The organism is Halolactibacillus alkaliphilus (assembly GCF_900115465.1).
GTDB classification, from domain to species: domain Bacteria; phylum Bacillota; class Bacilli; order Bacillales; family Amphibacillaceae; genus Halolactibacillus; species Halolactibacillus alkaliphilus.
Genome location: NZ_FOWN01000003.1, coordinates 77,471 through 95,163 on the forward strand (window position 1 = coordinate 77,471; position 17,693 = coordinate 95,163).

12 protein-coding genes are annotated in these 17,693 nt (G+C 39.8%); 3 read left to right on the top strand and 9 right to left on the bottom strand.

What is annotated here, in order from left to right:
• Positions 1 to 101 precede the first annotated feature (101 nt).
• The 6 genes from BM163_RS02330 to BM163_RS13600 form a co-directional block, all read right to left on the bottom strand.
• Positions 102 to 1,469: an ABC transporter substrate-binding protein gene (locus BM163_RS02330; protein ID WP_089799818.1), complete on the bottom strand. Its 1,368-nt coding sequence runs from the start codon at positions 1,467 to 1,469 to the stop codon at positions 102 to 104.
• A 484-nt stretch (positions 1,470 to 1,953) separates the two neighbouring features.
• Positions 1,954 to 2,550 (bottom strand): DUF624 domain-containing protein, encoded by a 597-nt coding sequence (locus tag BM163_RS02335; RefSeq protein WP_089799820.1) that lies wholly within the window; start codon positions 2,548 to 2,550, stop codon positions 1,954 to 1,956.
• Between the two features lie 82 nt (positions 2,551 to 2,632).
• A complete protein-coding gene (locus tag BM163_RS02340; protein ID WP_371859473.1) occupies positions 2,633 to 3,646 on the bottom strand; it encodes a substrate-binding domain-containing protein in 1,014 nt (337 codons plus the stop codon).
• Positions 3,647 to 3,807: 161 nt separating this feature from the next.
• Positions 3,808 to 5,001 (bottom strand): glycoside hydrolase family 130 protein, encoded by a 1,194-nt coding sequence (locus BM163_RS02345; protein ID WP_089799824.1) that lies wholly within the window; start codon positions 4,999 to 5,001, stop codon positions 3,808 to 3,810.
• Entirely contained in the window at positions 5,001 to 6,164 is a 1,164-nt protein-coding gene (locus tag BM163_RS02350; protein ID WP_307725318.1) for an AGE family epimerase/isomerase, read from the bottom strand. Before BM163_RS02350 ends, BM163_RS02345 begins: the two co-directional genes overlap by 1 nt.
• A 461-nt stretch (positions 6,165 to 6,625) precedes the next feature.
• On the bottom strand, positions 6,626 to 10,036 hold the full coding sequence (locus BM163_RS13600; RefSeq protein ID WP_143088168.1) for a glycosyl hydrolase: 3,411 nt from the start codon (positions 10,034 to 10,036) through the stop codon (positions 6,626 to 6,628).
• 362 nt (positions 10,037 to 10,398) lie between these two features.
• On the opposite strand from BM163_RS13600, the gene BM163_RS02370 reads away from it, so the two are divergent.
• Together BM163_RS02370 and manA are read left to right on the top strand one after the other, a co-directional pair.
• Positions 10,399 to 11,307 carry an ROK family protein gene (locus BM163_RS02370; protein ID WP_089799826.1) on the top strand — a complete coding sequence of 303 codons (909 nt, stop codon included), beginning with the start codon at positions 10,399 to 10,401 and terminating at the stop codon, positions 11,305 to 11,307.
• 120 nt (positions 11,308 to 11,427) lie between these two features.
• A complete protein-coding gene (manA, locus tag BM163_RS02375; protein WP_089799828.1) occupies positions 11,428 to 12,384 on the top strand; it encodes a mannose-6-phosphate isomerase, class I in 957 nt (318 codons plus the stop codon).
• 443 nt (positions 12,385 to 12,827) lie between these two features.
• Here manA and BM163_RS02380 read toward each other — a convergent pair whose 3' ends face one another.
• The 3 genes from BM163_RS02380 to BM163_RS02390 all read right to left on the bottom strand — a co-directional run bounded on the left by BM163_RS02380 (position 12,828) and on the right by BM163_RS02390 (position 15,789).
• Positions 12,828 to 13,493, bottom strand: a complete 666-nt coding sequence (locus BM163_RS02380; protein WP_089799830.1) for a Crp/Fnr family transcriptional regulator — start codon at positions 13,491 to 13,493, stop codon at positions 12,828 to 12,830.
• Positions 13,494 to 13,537: 44 nt separating this feature from the next.
• Positions 13,538 to 15,454 (bottom strand): heavy metal translocating P-type ATPase, encoded by a 1,917-nt coding sequence (locus BM163_RS02385; protein WP_229675476.1) that lies wholly within the window; start codon positions 15,452 to 15,454, stop codon positions 13,538 to 13,540.
• 122 nt (positions 15,455 to 15,576) lie between these two features.
• Entirely contained in the window at positions 15,577 to 15,789 is a 213-nt protein-coding gene (locus BM163_RS02390) for a heavy-metal-associated domain-containing protein (RefSeq protein ID WP_089799832.1), read from the bottom strand.
• 211 nt (positions 15,790 to 16,000) lie between these two features.
• Between BM163_RS02390 and BM163_RS02395 the strand changes: the two genes are divergently transcribed.
• Positions 16,001 to 17,650, top strand: a complete 1,650-nt coding sequence (locus BM163_RS02395; RefSeq protein ID WP_170243614.1) for a thiamine pyrophosphate-binding protein — start codon at positions 16,001 to 16,003, stop codon at positions 17,648 to 17,650.
• Positions 17,651 to 17,693: the final 43 nt, after the last annotated feature.

The window sequence follows — 17,693 nt, forward strand, 5'->3', positions numbered from 1 at the left end:
CTCTAGACGCAAGCGTTGTTAAAACTATTTTTTATCTTTTAAGATGAGAAAAGGAGTACGATGAACGCACTCCCTTTTCATCTGATCTACTTGTTGTTTTACTATTCCATAATTTTGTTGTAAGCTGCTTCCCAAGCATCGTTCCAACTGTTCATCACATCATCAAATGTCATGTCACGGTTACCAATAGCTGCTTCAACCAACACTTGTTTTTTATCTTGACCCCAGAGACCAACTTCGGATTCATTATCAATCTCGTCTAATTTACCTTGTAACTCTTCAGGAGATGGCTCAAGCATAACGAACTCTGCTCCTGCTGCCTCTGCTTCAGCTAACGCCTCTGGAAGTGGCACTTCTTTAGAAGCACTGATTCCGCCTGCTTGTTCAACAGAGTAACCTGATTCATTGATGAACCAATCAACCCAAGCAAAAGCTGCCGGTTTATTATCACTAAATTTACTAATAGAAACATTATAGTCAGCACCTAGTGAAAATAGCGTACGATCTTGATCATTCGGATAAGCCATAATCGCGATATCATCTGCGTTCGGACCTGAACTTTGAATCTGTTCAAGCGCCCATGAACCAAGAACCATCGTTGCGATTTCACCATTGTTCATCATAACTTTTGATGCTTCCCAGTCAGTTGTGAGAGGATCATTTTCGATTAAACCTTGTTCAGCTACATCATACATTAACTTATAATGTTCGTAGTGTGGGTCACCCGCTTCAAACGGGCGTGGATCATCTAAAATATCGATATTGTAGTATGTTTCGCTACCTGCCGTTGTTGATAACGCACCTTGCCACTGCGTTAACGGCCAAGCATCTGCATAGTTTGTGTAAAGTGGAATCGCATCTGTGTTATCTTTAACCATTTGTAATGCTTCTAAAAATTCCGCTTGTGTTTCTGGTAATTCAGTAACGCCAGCTTCTTCAAACACAGCTTTATTGTAAATAACTCCTGTATACGTTACAGCAATCGGAATACCGTAAACCGTGCCATTAACTGCACGCTCTTCGACACCTAAGAAGTTCTGTTCCATATCAGCCAATGAACCCATCGGTTCAAAGAAGTTAGGAATATCTTGAATCGGTACTTCAACCGGTAAATACTGAACATCACCGAAATCTTGGGTATTAATACGAGGCATAATGTCGCCGCCATAATCATTTAACGCTTCAAACACAACGTTTACATTTGGATATTTCGCTTCAAATTGTTCTTTGTACTCTTGGTACACCGAATCAACGATATCGGTACGGTGTGTAAGAACCGTTAAGTCTCCTTCAATTTCTTCAGGATCCATGTCTTTCCACGCCTCATGCATTGGTTTTTCTTCAGAAGAACCATTATCATCTGAACCGCCGTCACCTGAGTCTGTCGCATTGTCATTATCGCCGCCACATGCCGCCAACATCACAAGTAGGAATAAACTCATAAATAAAACCATTAACTTTTTACCCATAATTAAACACCCTTTCTTTTCTTTTCAAACTTATTATTAACTTAACTTTTAAGTTATCGCTAAGCTAATAACTGTATTGTATATTGAAAACGTTTACTCGTCAATAGGTTTTTCATAATTTATTATTGTTTTTACTTAACCAATTAGTTAACAATAGCGTTCTTTAACTTAACTCACTCAAACAACCTTCACACCCCAACACTCCTGAAGCATAACTATACAAGTAAGCTTGTTTCCTTTTACACCAGCTAACTTTATTATATTAAAACTTACAGAAAATCATTACTATAAAATATTAATATTAAGTTATTTGATCATTTTTTACTTAACATTACTTTTCTTACTTAATTATAATCCTTGAAATAAACGTTCGGTGGATATGCCACTCTTAATTTAACACGGAAAATAACGCACATAAAACCGAGGATTAGTCTCTATAAACCTAACCCCCGGTATCATGTGCGTTTTTCACTTAAACAACAACTCAACTTAAAGGCATTTTCTCATGCAGTATTCCTGAAACAACAGCGGCGTAGCCAGCAGGAAAGACAACGAGAAATAATACCAGATTGTAATATAGAACACCTATAAGTACAACAACAGCAATCAATAAAGGAACAGTCGTTTTTAATTCTTTAATCATCACAACAAACCCTTTAGAAAAAGCGAGACGGCCGGATTCTTTCTTTAACGTTAAATGATAAAAAGTATAGCTCATCGCCCCTACTAACAATAACAAGAAATAAATGCAGACAACGACTAAAATCAGCGAGACACCTCGCGCTAAACTAAGCATGAATAATGACATCAATAAGAGGACACCTAAACTCATAACGAATGATAAGACTTTATAATGATCATAATCACGGTAATAGTCAAAAAATCGCTTCTTAATAAATTTTTCATCAACTTCATCGGTCACTTTGATATCTTCATATGTTTTAATCACACTGACACACGCCGGAACAACGCCGTATAAGATAAGACCTTTTAGAATACCTAGCCAGAAATAACCGGCCAAAACGATAAAGTGATAGATTTGAACTGTCCAACTAACGATTTTCGTCCCGATACGACACACACCCTTTCATGAACTATCACAGTCGCTCCCATATGTGTAGCTTGATAAGGAAACGATAGGTTGAAAGCCAAAAGACAAGGCGCTAACCTTGTCTTTTGTCCCAAACAGATGCTCGTTTAACAATCTTTCCTTTGATTGACTGTCGACCATAACATTTCTTTGTCCCTTGAACTTTTTTAATGATTATTTTTACCGCTTCAGATACCATCTCATGAATGTCGACTTCAACCGTCGTTAAATTCGGGTCAGTGATGGTTGCGTATATGTCATTATCAAAACCAACGACCGATACATCTTCTGGCACTTTGTATCCTTCTTGCTTTAAGCGGTTCACAAAAGCATGGGCCACCTGATCACAATTACAGACAAAGGCAGACGGCAAGGCGTCTGGTAAGTCAAATTCAACATACTTCCCACGCTCATCACGGTCATTGATAATCCAATCTTTAGTTAAATCTTTGCCATGCTCTAACAAAGACTTGTAAAATCCTAGATACCTATCCTGAATACTACTAGTAGAATGCAGATTCCCTACGAAGCCTATATCTTTATGCCCTTTATTAAAAAGATAATTCGTTAAATCATATGCACCGAAGAAGTTATCCGTAATAACAGAGTCTATTTCATCGTGTTCATCATAAAAATCCAAAAATACTTTAGGCATATCCATTTCTTTGATGAGGTTAATGTAATCTGCCGATAATTGACCTAAGAAAATAAAGCCATCTACTTTCTTTTCATAATAAAGCCGGGGTAATTTTAGCGCTTCTTCATCAGCATCCGTCAAAATATTCATAATTCCATAGTAGCCATATTTCTCAAAGACACGTGCGGCTTGTTGGTAAGCACGGAAGTAAAACGATTGAGACATACCACCCGAAAAACGCTCAGGTATGACTACGCCAATATTATAAGTTAAACCATTCTTCATTGATTTTGCCGTCGTATTATAACGATAACCCATGTCATCTGCGAGTTGTTTAATTTTATCTTTCAGCGCGTCACTGACACCTTCTTTATCGTTTAATGCCTTTGACACCGTGACACTACTAACACCTATTTTTTCTGCGATATCCTTCATTGTTACATTCGCCATCATACACACATCCCATCTCAAAACTACCATTTATTTATCGCCATCATCTAGGAGCTTAAGTTATAACTTTATTAAGTAAGTTAACTTAGTTGTTTAACTAAACGAATTCTCCCTAATAGTATCAAACCTTAAGCAATAAGGCAATAAACACACGTGAATTGTTAGGGTTTCCATTCGTTAAGAGACGCTAAAAGCGCATCATTTTTTTCGATGAATGCTTTTCGTACATGCGCATTTAATAATGAACGGTAGTCATCTGTCGGTGTATTAAATGCATAATCAAGCAAGCGATCTACTGTCGTCGTTGCCACATGTACACGCGTATCACTTGAGGCATAGTAAATAAATACTTGATTGTGTTCATTGACGACAGCACCATTACAGAAGATGACATTTGAGACATCCCCTACACGTTCATCATCATAAGGAGCAATAAAATGTCCTCCTGGTGCAGCAATTACTTGCTTAGGGTCATCTAAACTAGTCACTAAAACATACAAGACATAACGCAAACCAGCTGCCGTATTTCGAACACCATGAGCGATATGTACCCATCCCTTATCTGTCTTTATCGGTGCTGGACCTTGGCCATTTTTTACCTCATATACCGTATGGTACTGACGCTCATGAATCACGTGTTCTTCTGTAATGACAGCGTTCTCTATATCTTCACATAGCGCAAATGCAATACCACCACCTGAGCCAGTTGAAATAAAACCGTCTTGTGGTCTCGTATAAAAAGCATAGTGACCATCAATAAACTCTGGGTGAAGTACTACATTACGTTGTTGCGGTGATGGTGTCTTAATATTCGGGAGTCGTGTCCACGTTTTTAAATCTTTCGTACGTACGAGACCCGCCTGCGCGATGGCACTAGATGTGTCACTCGGTGGTACATCAGGATCCTTACTCTCCGAACAGTAAATACCATAAATATAGCCATCTTCATGCTTCACCAGACGCATATCATACATGTTCGTTTCTTTTTCATCTATATCTTCCCACACAAGTGGTGTATCGATAAAGCGGAAGTTATCAACCCCATTATCACTCACAGCAAGCGCAAATATAGACTTTCGATCTAACCCTTCTGTTCGGACAACTAAATAATAGCGCCCCTCATGGTACAACGCTCCTGGATTTAATGTCGCGTTAATACCTAAACGTTCTTGAAAATAGGGGTTCGTTTCTTTATTTAAATCAAAACGCCAGTGTAACGGCACGTGGTGACGCGTGATTACAGGGTACTGATAACGGTCATAAATGCCATTATAAAACGCCTTGTTTACCTCGTTTTTTCTTGTAATTAGTGCCTCTTGTTGCGGCTTTAACTCAAAATATTTTTCGTGAATCATCATTTTCCCATCCTTTCAATCAATTCTAAACAACTCCGTGTATTATGATAAGATACCTTCCATGGCTCAGCTAAGTCGCGTTTGATCGGCAGATTATCTTCATCTAACGACCAGTACCACTCCCCACGCTCACGCGGGTCTTTCATGTGTTTCATTATAAAACCCCAACAACGTTCTGACGCCGACTTAAACGCCGCATCATTTGTTTTTTGATAGGCGTTATAAAAACCAAGAGCAGCTTCTGCTTGCACCCACCAAATACGTGTACGATCAATATGATCACCTTCTTGCTCATTTAACAATGACCCATCATCATTAATCGCCACCGACCTTATATTTTCCGCAATGTCGATCACCATTCGATGATAACGCGGATCTTCATTGCCTAGTACTTTTAGCGCTTCGTCAATTAACCAGGACGCTTCAATATCATGACCAAACGACTTTAAATCAAGAATGCTCTTCCAGTTTTGATCAAAAAACACACCTAAAAAATAATCTGATTGATACAGACGCTCATAATGAAGCGCTAATAAATAGTTTAATCTCTCTTTAAGTTCATCGCTTGGGGCTACTTTATATAAGTTTGTATACGCTTCTAATATATGAATGTGCGTGTTCATTGTAATGTCTGCTATCACACCATTTTCACTTAACATTTCATTTGGCGTTTCCACCCATTCACGCGTAAATTCTTCTTTGTAGGCTCCATTATCTTCATTAAAACCTTTACTTTCGATTAAATCATATAGCACCATTGCTAAATCTAGCGCTTCTTTATCTTTTGTGACCCGGTAATATTCACTCAAACCATAAATCATAAACGCTTGTGCATAAATATGTTTTCGATGATCTATGACTGTTCCGCGGTAATCAAGCATCCAATAAACACCGCCATACACCTTATCAATACAAGCGTCTTTAATAAACTGATACACATGTGTTGCCATTGACAAATATTCAGGGTTATTTAATACGCGGTAACTACTTGAAAAAGACCACAAGTGCCGAGCAGCTGCAATCCCACCTTTTTCACCTACTTCAACGGGTATTAAGTCAAATGTTACACGCCCATACAAACCACCATATTGTTCATCTTTTAAACGCATCCAGAATGGCAGGATCGATTGTTCCAATTCCTTCCTTATCATTACTTCATTCACAAGATCACCTCATATTAGTTAATCGATAACTTAATAACTACATCTTAAATAAACCCTTAATAAAAGTCAATAGTAAGCCTTTTCTTTTTTGAAAAGCCGTTTTTTTCATCAATCTATCCATTTGTGTACGTAAAACTAACTTACGGATAAAGTTTCCCTTTATAGATTAGTTATTAAAACAAATTTAATTTTTAGTTCTGCCCCCGAAAACACGCGTATCACCGACACACTTCAAACCGCTCACTCCTTAGACGACCAGAAAAGCCGCATAAACATTCACAAAATAGATAAAACTTAGCGCCATCCATCACTGTATTATTTATCAACTCATTCTATTCGACCTACCAATCACTTTTAAAAAGAATCCACAGAAAAAACCAGAAGGACACTTACATCCCACTGGTTTTTTACGTAAGATAAACAATTAAAATAAGTACTTAATTCTACCTTTATTTCCCTTACTATAATACGCGGCGCTTTCTCTCAATAACAATCATACTACCCCCGCATAACAACAGTAACCCTGCAACTAACATAATATTAAAGTTAGACGTCGCTGTACCAGGTAAAGCGTTACCACTCTCATCAACTACAACACCTTCACCTGGCGGGGTATCTCCCTCTCCTTCTGCGTCACCTTCACTTGGCGGGGTATTCCCTTCTTCTTCTGCGTCACCTTCACCTGGTGGGGTATCTCCCTCTCCTTCTGCATCATCTTCACCTGGTGGGGTATCTCCCTCTCCTTCTGCATCATCTTCACCTGGTGGGGTATCTTCTTCATCCGGTGTCACGCCTGGCAATTGATCAAGAGACTCAACAATGCTAACATGATCAATATATACTGTCGCTTCACCTGTAGAAGCACCGATAAACTCAATTCCTAATTCTCTGACCGCATTCAAATCTTCTACTGCGGATAAGTCAAATATAACATCAACAAAGGCATCCTTAACTAAAGTCACCTCACCACTATCTGACCAACTCCATGCATCACCCGTTTTAATGAATAACTTTGCCTTTAAAGCCTCTAATTCAGGCTGTTGACTTGTATATTTGATCCGCGCAACAAGATATTGGTATCCTTCAAGCGATTGACCAAACGCTCGGTTGATTTCTTTCTTACCATCTAGCTTCACTTCCCCTGTTAAATAACCGTCGATGACATTGAAACCCGGTGCCGAAAAACCTTCAAGAGAATCATCAAACATATAGTAAATCGGTTCAATGACTTGTTCCCCAGGATCCTTCGCTCCAGGCACATCGGGCGCACCAGGGATTGTCGTCGCTTTAATATCATCAAAATATAACGTTCCAGAACCTGTCTCACCACCCATATACAATGCAAATTGTGTTACTTTTTGAATACGAGAAGAATCAATTATCGCCTGTTGATTCCCTTCCCAATGCGCAGGAGAAAATGCACTAAACGGTATGTCTACCATACCTTCAAATGCTTCAGCAAGTTCCACGTTTGACTCAAAACTAACACCACCCATTTGAATTTGGACGGTTAAGCGGCGTTCCCCTTGGGCTTCATGTTTTAACCAAAATGATACGCCATTACTTTCTGACCAATCCACCGTACCAAGCGACGTTTGGCGACCCGCATACCCAGCACTACCAAGTGTATAATCAAACTCCAAACCATAATTACCGGTATATTTTTCAGTCTCTGATAACGCCAATACAATCGGATCACCATTCGTACTATAGGCACGGTTAAGTAATGTATTCTCACCCATGTATCCTTCAAAATCATCAACAACATATGGATTAGCTTCAACTTCTTCAAACGTATTGATAAGTTGAATATTATCAATATAGAATGCATCATCAAAAGTCATTTGCTTACCCACCAATGAAATCGCTAAACTCTCTGCACCCTCAACCTTCGGCACGTCAACACTTACTTCTACACGATAATAATCCGAGCTATCAATTGAAACACTGTCATAATCAGCTACATTCACTTCTTGTGTATATTTTTTTTCCCAATCCGGCGGCAACATAACCACATTAGCTAATGACTTTTCTCCTGCTGTCACCGGAACAAAGAGGTCGTAATTGACACGATTCACTGCCATTAAATCAACGTCCTCAATATCCGTTAATTCCAATTTCAGTTCTTGCCACCATACAGTTGGATCCATGTTCTCCACATCCAACTTTAGTGCACCACCGTTAAAATCACTATGACTTATTATGAGTTCTGGCGCATCACCTGATTGATCAGAATATGTGCCATTAGATTTTATACCGTCAATCGTTTCGTCAAACGGATAGCCTTTGACTACTATCTCATTTACCGTGATGAAATAGCGATGCGTGTCTTCATCAATAAGTTCTTCCCCTTCATAATAGCGATAGATCACATCGATACTTCCGTTGTTATCTTTAGCTGCCGGGATATACTCAGCCTCATAGAACTCACCTACAGGCACCATATCCACTTCATCAGCACCCGTTACTTGATAAGTTACCTGAGGGTTTTTCCCACCATTAACTTTCACACTTAGAGTCGTTGGCGACTCGGTCACTCTCACGCCATTCGTCGGACGTACAACATACATATCAGATGGGTAGGTGTATGTTTCATACTGAACCCCTTGATTATATACGTCACCTTCACTTGCAAAAACCGTTCTTTCATCATCATGAAACGCCTGAAAATCTGGTAATAACTCATGATCACCACCTAAATTTCCATTGACATCACGATAGGGAACATACATGTTATTCGGGAAGCCAAAGTTTGCCCACGTCAACATATAAGATGTTTCTTTTGCTTTTGGATATAATTCATTATTCATAATACCCTCTAAAACTTTTGTCCACCATTCAAGATTATTACCCGTTTCATTCATCCCTTGAGCACTGTAACCAAACTCTGTTAAAGCAGAGACTTTCCCGCGCGCTTCTGCTTCAATTGCAAGCATTTCTAAATCACCCGCCACACTGTTAATCCACGCGTCACTACCCGCGTTTGATTTATTATCATAACTATCAATACCCAATATATCAACATACTTATCTCCTGGATACGTTTCAAAGTAACGGTCTTTATCTCCGCTCGGACCAGAACCTGGAGAGTATCCAATTAATATATTATTGTTGCCACGGGCATGTAAGTAATCAACTGTATAACGGAAGATGGCCTTATAATCTTCCGGCGTCGTTGAGCTTTGCCCCCACCAAAACCAAGAGCCTGTTTGTTCATGGAATGGACGGAAAATCATCGGAATCGCTTCCCCATTCCCATCTACTAACCTATGTGACAAATCAACAATTTGATCCAACCACGCATTAAAGGCATCATGCGCATCACCACCAGGTAAGATAGCCTTTACGACTTGACCACTCGTGTCTCCATAATTTCCACCTGTTACAAAATTGTTCGGGTGCATACTAAGCGTAACAATACCCCCAAGTTCATGTGCTTTTTTCATAGATGCCGCTAGGTTACTTAAACGCTCTTCATAAGATAATGCTACGTCACCAATAGCGTTACCAGGACGCTCACGCCCATCCAAACTGTTCGTATCCCAACCAAAGATAGCCGGATAATTACCTACCGCATTTTTCACTTCAGATTGTTCTGAGGCCACGCGATTACCATCATTCGTTAAAGTTAACCCTTCATCAATCGCATGCTGCTGACCAAATAATATCTCATCGCCACCCAAGCCTTTTAAATAAGCAAATAACTCTTTCGTATACCGAGAAGCATCCGGATTTGATAGCTTTAAAACCGAATAATCCGAAACAGCCGTCACCCCCACATACGGTAGCACCAGCTGTAGCATTAACAGCACCAACATGACACTCGCGAGCCCGCGAGCCATTTTACTTTTCAATCGTTTGTTCTTCTTCATTCAATCTACGCCTCCTTTATTTTTTGAAACCGCTGTCATTTATCATTATATATAATAAAGTAAATATTTCAATAAAAAAACTTAAATACTTTTATAATTTAGTTAATTAAATCGTTTAATTTCACTTAGATAATTTATATAACGACCGAAACATACTTTTTTATGCAACATAAATAAACACGTATAACTTGCTATATATTGATGTTAACATAATTTTACGCCCTAATTATAGCTTATAATACAAGTTTTATTTTTAGGGTTATCGTTAACTTTAAAAATTAATTTAAAGAGTCTTTTCTGATTGATTAAAAATAAACAAACTGATAAAATTGTAGAATAACTAAACATAAGGGGGTGTATCTATGTATGCATTAGGCATTGATATTGGTGGCACTAAAACAGCGATGGCGATTATGAATGCATCCGGTACAATCATCGCGCATGATCAACTAAAAACTTCAACACAAGCGGCACCAGAAGTGATGCTTGACCGAATAATCATCTGCGCGAAGAAGCTCCTCGAGAAAAGCGACGTGACAGAAAAGACGTTATTAGGGATTGGCATTGGAGCTCCTGGCCCACTTGACCTTTTTAGAGGGATGATTACTTATCCACCTAACTTGCCCCTGTGGCGCGAAGTACGCATTGTTGATTACATCTCTCAACATTTTTCTGTACCTATTCACTTAGAAAACGACGCTTCTGCCGCCGCACTCGCCGAACATCATTTTGGCGCAGGACATGGCCATAAAAACATTCTATTTGTTACGATTAGCACAGGTATTGGCGCTGGTATTATCGCCAATAACACACTTATTTCAGGTGGCAGAGGTAACGCTGGAGATGTGGGACATATGGTGGTGGACCCATCCTTTGGCTTATGCGTCTGTGGTCAACTCGGTTGTTTTGAACACATCTGTTCAGGTACTGCGATAAGTCGTGAGGCTTCAAGACTTAAAAAAATGCCTCTTTCAACAAAGGATGTGTTTCAGCTTTACCAAGAGAAAGAACCCGTCATCACCCCTTACCTTGACAAAGTCCTAGAAAGGATGGGTATGGCATTTGTCTCATTAATTAACACTTTAGATCCAGAAATCGTCATTATTGGTGGTGGTGTCAGCCAGGCAGGTGACATACTTTTTGAACCCATTCGTCATTATGTCACACGCTTCACCCTCAACAAAGATGCAGCACACACACCCATCGTTCCAGCTAAATTAAGCCAGACAGCTGGCGTCATTGGTGCGGCTGCATTGATATTAAATCGTTAAAAGAATTTTATACTTTTTCCCGTCTACCCTTTCTTTCATACAGAAGACAGACTATACTAGATATTATGTAAATAACGATAAATGAACATCATTCACAAAGTTAGGAGAAGGAGATAAAACATGACAACACAACCATTATTTTTATCACCCACACTACAAGAGCGTATTTGGGGTGGAAACAAACTTAACACCGAATTCCACTATGATATCCCATCAGATAAGACAGGAGAAGCATGGGTGATTTCAGCACACGAAAACGGACCAAGTATGATTACTAATGGCCCTCTTAAAGGAAAAACATTAACAGACGCGTGGGAACAACACCGTGACTATTTTAATCGAAAAGAATCAGACACAGAAGCTTACCCACTACTCGTAAAAATTCTTGATGCCGCGCAAAATTTATCTGTTCAAGTTCACCCAGATGATACATACGCACGCGAAAAAGAAGGCGTTCCATATGGAAAAACAGAATGTTGGTATGTATTAGATGCTGAACCAGACGCGAAGATTGTTTTCGGTCATCACGCTCAATCAGTTACCGAATTAACAACGCTTGCTGAGGAAGGTAAATGGCATGAACTCTTGCGTTATGTACCTGTAACAAAGGGGGACTTTATTTACGTGCCAAGCGGTTCGATTCATGCGATTGGTGCAGGAATTGTCATATTAGAGACACAACAAAGCTCTGATATTACTTACCGTGTATATGACTATGATCGTTTGGACGATCAAGGAAATACACGTGAGTTACATTTGGCACAATCGATTGACGTGACAACTGTCCCTCACAAAGACCCCGCATTGAATCAATCAGAGACAACGCGCGGCGATTTAACTGTAACGGAACTTGTAGAAGAACATTATTTCACAGTTGAAAAATGGACATTAAACGGCCAGACAACTGAAACTCAAAATCACGACTTTCTACAAGTAAGTGTTATTGAAGGAGAAGGTACGATAACTGTAGATCATGAGAGCTATACTATAAAAAAAGGCACTCACTTTGTCTTACCATATGGCGTTAACACGTTTGATTTATCCGGTCAGATGACACTTATCACTTCACACTGTTAATCACTCACACTCTGTCACTCACATGTGACAGAGTTTTTTTATCTTCACAACTTCTTCACCTTATCGCTAACTATGACAACGGCCATAACCGCCGCAGAAAATAGTTATCCCCTGGAAAAACCCAAAAAGATTGATACCTATTTAGGTACTGATGATATCGATACTCGGCACATCGATGTGTTTCATCATCAATCAGATAGAGCCTCTGTCACGAAGGCACTGAGACAGGTCTTAAGTTTCAGGAAGGAGAAATATGCCAACCACCAGATCAGTCCTTCTATCGAGGTAATGAATCAGATAATCAAGCCCCCCGGACTATAACAACATGATGCGCTATCAATAGTAAAAAGCCCCCCTATACGCCCGGATGCATTAATGAGGAGGACTTTAGCATATTTAGATAGCTATTCCAACAAGCGAAAATAAACAGTGTTAGCCTATTATCAGATAAGCGGTTGCAATATAACAAATGTTTTAGGACCACGCTTTTTTATATCACCTGCTTTTTCTAAACGTTTAATCGCTCGACTAATACTCTCAGGTGTTGTTCCTAAATGACTCGCTAAATCTTTTTGTTTCATCGGCAAGTCACACACCACCGGATAACGACTCGGCTGTTTCAGTTGATGCAAATAGTGTTTTAACCGCACGTCAACTGGACCTGACGTCGCTTGTTGTAAGGCACGTTCGGATTCATCTAATCGAAAAGCTAAGTGCTTTAAGAGCGTTAACGCAATATTAGGATAAGTCATGAGTAAAGTATCGATGTCTGACTGTTTAATATGACAGATGTGACTGGCCTCAGCCGCTTCCGCAAATAAATCATGATCTTGTTTTAAAAACAAAGCTAATTCACCCGTGAAGTCACCCGGAAAAAGCTGACGGACAAGCTGTTTTTTCCCCTCTTCATTAGAGCGGTATAATATCACTTTACCCGTTTGCACCACGTAAAGTCCCGTTGAACTGTCTCCCGCTTTATACAAAAAGCTCCCTACAGGAAATGATCTAGAGTGAACCACCTTCATCACTTCAGTCAATTCCTTATTTGGTAAATGATTAAAGATAGGCACCTGTCGCACACAACCAGTCACATGATGACATTCGCTCATATCCACGCCTCCTCGCTATATTTAGCTTCTAACTTCCATAGACGTTATTCTACTATTTTTCTACTTTTAATACCTTTACTAGTTAGGTCCCCTTCATACATTATAGCCTCCGTAGTTCCTTTTAACCGGAAATGAATCAAACGCATCCCATTTAAAATGACCAGTAACACGCTTGCTTCATGAACAAACATACCTGAGGCTAAATGTATCGTACCATTTAATACACCAATGAGTAAAAAGAATACCGTTATTAAGGCAAATAATATATTTTGCGTACGGTTTTTCACCGTTTGTTTTGCGAGTTGATAGGCGTGTACCATTTTATCAAGGCGATCATTCATCACTACAACATCAGCCGTTTCAATTGCTACATCAGTGCCGCTAAATCCCATCGCAATACCAACATCAGCAAGCGCTAGAGCCGGCGCATCATTAACACCATCACCAACCATGACGACTTTCTCACCTCGAGCTTGTCGTTTTTTTATTTCTGCTAACTTATCTTTTGGTTGAAGTTCTGCTTTAACTTCTGTAATACCTAACTGCCTAGCAACATAATGTGCCGTCTTCTCATTATCACCTGTCAGCATAACCAATGATTTAACACCACGCTCTTTTAGCATACGTAGCGCCTGTTTCGCTTCACTCTTGATGACATCATCGATAACAATATAGCCAATCACCTCATCGTTTCGCGCAACAATCACCGCAGTTTTCCCTTCTTGTTCTCTTACCTTAATCGCTCGGTTCACTTCAATCGATAAATTAAAACCGTGCTCCTTTAGTAAGCGTCGATTACCTACATAATATCTTGCCCCTTCCCAATCACCTACAAGTCCTTGACCTTTAATCAATGTAACATCTAAGTGATGATTCGTTAGCTGTACCTCGTTATCAATATAAGCCACAATGGCACGACCAAGATGATGTTCGGAATGTCGTTCAAGTTCAGCGACAGCTAACAGCCAATTACCTGAGACGAAGGAAACGACCTCAGTGACAGCCGGTTGACCTTTTGTCAATGTCCCGGTCTTATCGAACATAAAGGTCGTTGTTTGCTTAAGACGATCAAGCACATCACCACCTTTAAGCAAAACGCCATGTCTTGCACCATTTCCAATCCCACTCACACTCGATACCGGTGCTCCAATCACAAGGGCACCCGGACAGGCAATCACTAAAAAGGTAATCGCTAAGTGTGTATTGCTCGTGACTAAGTAAACAATCACACTGATGATCACGACACCCGGTGTGTAGTATTGACTAAATCGATCAAGAAATTTTTCTGTTTTCGATTTTTGATCTTGCGCTTCTTCCACAAGCTCAATAATTTGACTAAACGCCGTATCTTCACCTACTTTATTAGCAATGACTTTAATGTAACCTTCATCCACAATCGTGCCACTAAAGACATCATCGCCTGCTTTTTTCTCGCGCAGAACACTTTCACCTGTCATCATCGCCTCATTTACCCACGCATCACCAGAGAAAATAACACCATCAACCGGGACCTTTGCACCTGCTTTCACTATAACCGTATCCCCTTTATTTACTTCCTCAACACTAACAGTCTTTTCTTCACCGTCTCTAAACACGATCGCACTATCAGGCGCTAGTGATAAAAGTGATTGAATCGACGCCCGCGTTTTTTCCAGCGTCCTTACTTCTAAGAAACTCCCAAACAAAAACAAAAAACCTACCACAGCACTTTCAATATACTCACCAATGACCACAGCACCTATCATGGCTATAGATACAAGTAAATCTATACTCATATATTTCACTTTTAACGCTTGAATGGAAAAATATACAATCGGTATCGCTGTCAATGTTGTTGCACTGATCAAAAGAGGCGCAATAAGTACATTAAGACCTAAAAGATAAAATGCGAACGCCAAAATGATGAACAACCCAGCACTCATCATAGCTATTTGTTTAAATTGATTCATTCGCTTTGCCACTTAATAGCTCCTTCCTTTCATTTTATAGGCGACACATATCTTATGGACACTTATTTCTTTCATTAAATATTCGTATATAAAGCGGAGATAGAGAACAGAAAGAACCACCCAAAGGGCTGTTTCTATCTATTTTTTACAGTGTAACCTAACTTTTCAATCACTGACGCGATTGTTTCACGTGACACTTCTTTTTCATTAAAATCCACCTTCACTTTACTAGAATTAAACAACACTTCCACCGCATGAACGCCCGCTTGTTGCTTTATACCAGATTCAATTTTCTTTACACAGCTCGGGCACCCGAGCTGTTCTAACTTTAGCGTGATCAACATCATCATGTCCTCCTTTAATTTTTTAACTACTTCTACTATATCGGTCTTTTATCAAAGATAACTTGACGCCCGTCAAGTTATTCGTCCTTTTTTTATGAACATTTCGTGAACGTTTTAATGTTATTATCCACAACAACTAAAAGCGTGATATGATGACAATACTTTATTTTTAGAAAATTTAAAATAATCAACTAAATGAACGAGGAGAGATATGATGTCTACCGCTATTTCAACCAAAAAAACGGTCAGTCATTACTTAATGGATTTATTCAACACATACTCAATCACACATGCTTTTACGACTGGTCACCCGTTACCCTTTTCACCTCAACAGAAAACGTTTCCTATCACATCACTTGTTCACGATCAAGCCACCGTCCATGCAGCAGACGGTTACAGTCGTGCAACAGGTTCTGTCGGCGTTTGTTTTTTGCGCAATGACCAAGCGTTACCGAGCGCCATAACATCTATTGCCACGGCGAAACTCGATTCTGTCCCCCTTGTGATCATGCTCAATCAGTCAAATCGCGAATCACGAATAAACGCTGATCCCTTTTCAATGTCACAAGCATTAACGAAAGATTATATCTATGTCCAAAATCATACAGACGTTTTAAACTCTGTCCAAACGGCTATCGAACGAGCAAAAGAAGGACGACCTGGCATCGTTATAGTAGAAGTGAATTTTCATCACTTCGATGCTTACATCACACATAAACCTTATGTATCGACTAAGAAACCCGCACTAAAATTAAAAGATGACCAGGCAAACCTAATATGCGATGCCATAAAACACGCAGAGCGACCTGTCGTACTTGTTGGAGGCGGGGTTATTATAGGCCAGGCACACGCAGAACTTCACGACTTCATTACACAGACAGAGATACCTTTTGTCAGTACCTTGATGGGACTTGGTGCCTTAGATGAAGACCATCCACTTCACTTAGGCATGGTCGGTATGCACGGTACATATAGTGCCAATAGAGCTGTTCATAAGGCTGACCTCCTTATTTGTCTTGGCGTTCGCTTTTCTGACAGAATCACAGGGAACATTAAAGGATTCTCCCCGTATTCAAAGAAGATACAGATTGATATCGACCCCGCAGAAATAAATAAACTGATTCCTGTGGATATGCCCTTGATTGGTGATGTAAAAGACGTCTTAGCTAAGATCAATTCGAAGCACTTACAAAAGACGTCGGTGACTTGGATTAACGAAGCACTTTCTTGGCATCAAACATCCGCAAAATTTCACAAGGTAACACATGAACTTCTTGATCCGTCGATGATATTAACGACGCTTCAACAAGAAGCACGCTGTGATTGTCTCGTTGCGACAGATGTCGGGCAACACCAAATGTGGACAGCTCATCACTTTAGGTTACGAGGTCCAAGACAACTCCTAACCTCTGGTGGCTTCGGTACGATGGGATATGGGTTACCCGCAGCCATTGGTGGGGCAAGAAAAAAAGCGAACCAGCAGGTGATTCTTATTAGTGGTGACGGTAGTTTCCAAATGAACCTTCAAGAACTAATGACAGTCAGTCGGGAACGATTAAATATCAAAATAGCTATTTTCCAAAACGGCTACCTCGGTATGGTGCGTCAGTGGCAACAGCTATTTTACGAACGAAAATACTCAGAAGTTAAGATATCATCACCAGATTTTAGTATGCTCGCTGAAAGTTATGGTATTAATAGTGGAAAAGCGCATACAATTAAAGAAGCCAAGGCTTTAATAAAGCAAGCGATGGCAACAGACGGACCCTTTTTAATGACCTTTGCCATTGAAGATGAAAAGAATGTTTACCCGATTGTCCCACCAGGTAGCAGAAACACTGAGGCAATGTTAGGTGGCGAGTAATTGATTAAAAATGTTGTAAGTAAAAAAGAGAAGCTAAATTTAT

Excerpts from the sequence above, each read along its gene's own strand:
- BM163_RS02330 (WP_089799818.1), bottom strand. The coding sequence starts at position 1,469 with ATGGGTAAAAAGTTAATGGTTTTATTTATGAGTTTATTCCTACTTGTG.
- BM163_RS02340 (WP_371859473.1), bottom strand. The coding sequence starts at position 3,646 with ATGGCGAATGTAACAATGAAGGATATCGCAGAAAAAATAGGTGTTAGT.
- BM163_RS02345 (WP_089799824.1), bottom strand. The coding sequence starts at position 5,001 with ATGATTCACGAAAAATATTTTGAGTTAAAGCCGCAACAAGAGGCACTA.
- BM163_RS13600 (WP_143088168.1), bottom strand. The coding sequence starts at position 10,036 with ATGAAGAAGAACAAACGATTGAAAAGTAAAATGGCTCGCGGGCTCGCG.
- BM163_RS02370 (WP_089799826.1), top strand. The coding sequence starts at position 10,399 with ATGTATGCATTAGGCATTGATATTGGTGGCACTAAAACAGCGATGGCG.
- manA (WP_089799828.1), top strand. The coding sequence starts at position 11,428 with ATGACAACACAACCATTATTTTTATCACCCACACTACAAGAGCGTATT.
- BM163_RS02380 (WP_089799830.1), bottom strand. The coding sequence starts at position 13,493 with ATGAGCGAATGTCATCATGTGACTGGTTGTGTGCGACAGGTGCCTATC.
- BM163_RS02390 (WP_089799832.1), bottom strand. The coding sequence starts at position 15,789 with ATGATGTTGATCACGCTAAAGTTAGAACAGCTCGGGTGCCCGAGCTGT.
- BM163_RS02395 (WP_170243614.1), top strand. The coding sequence starts at position 16,001 with ATGTCTACCGCTATTTCAACCAAAAAAACGGTCAGTCATTACTTAATG.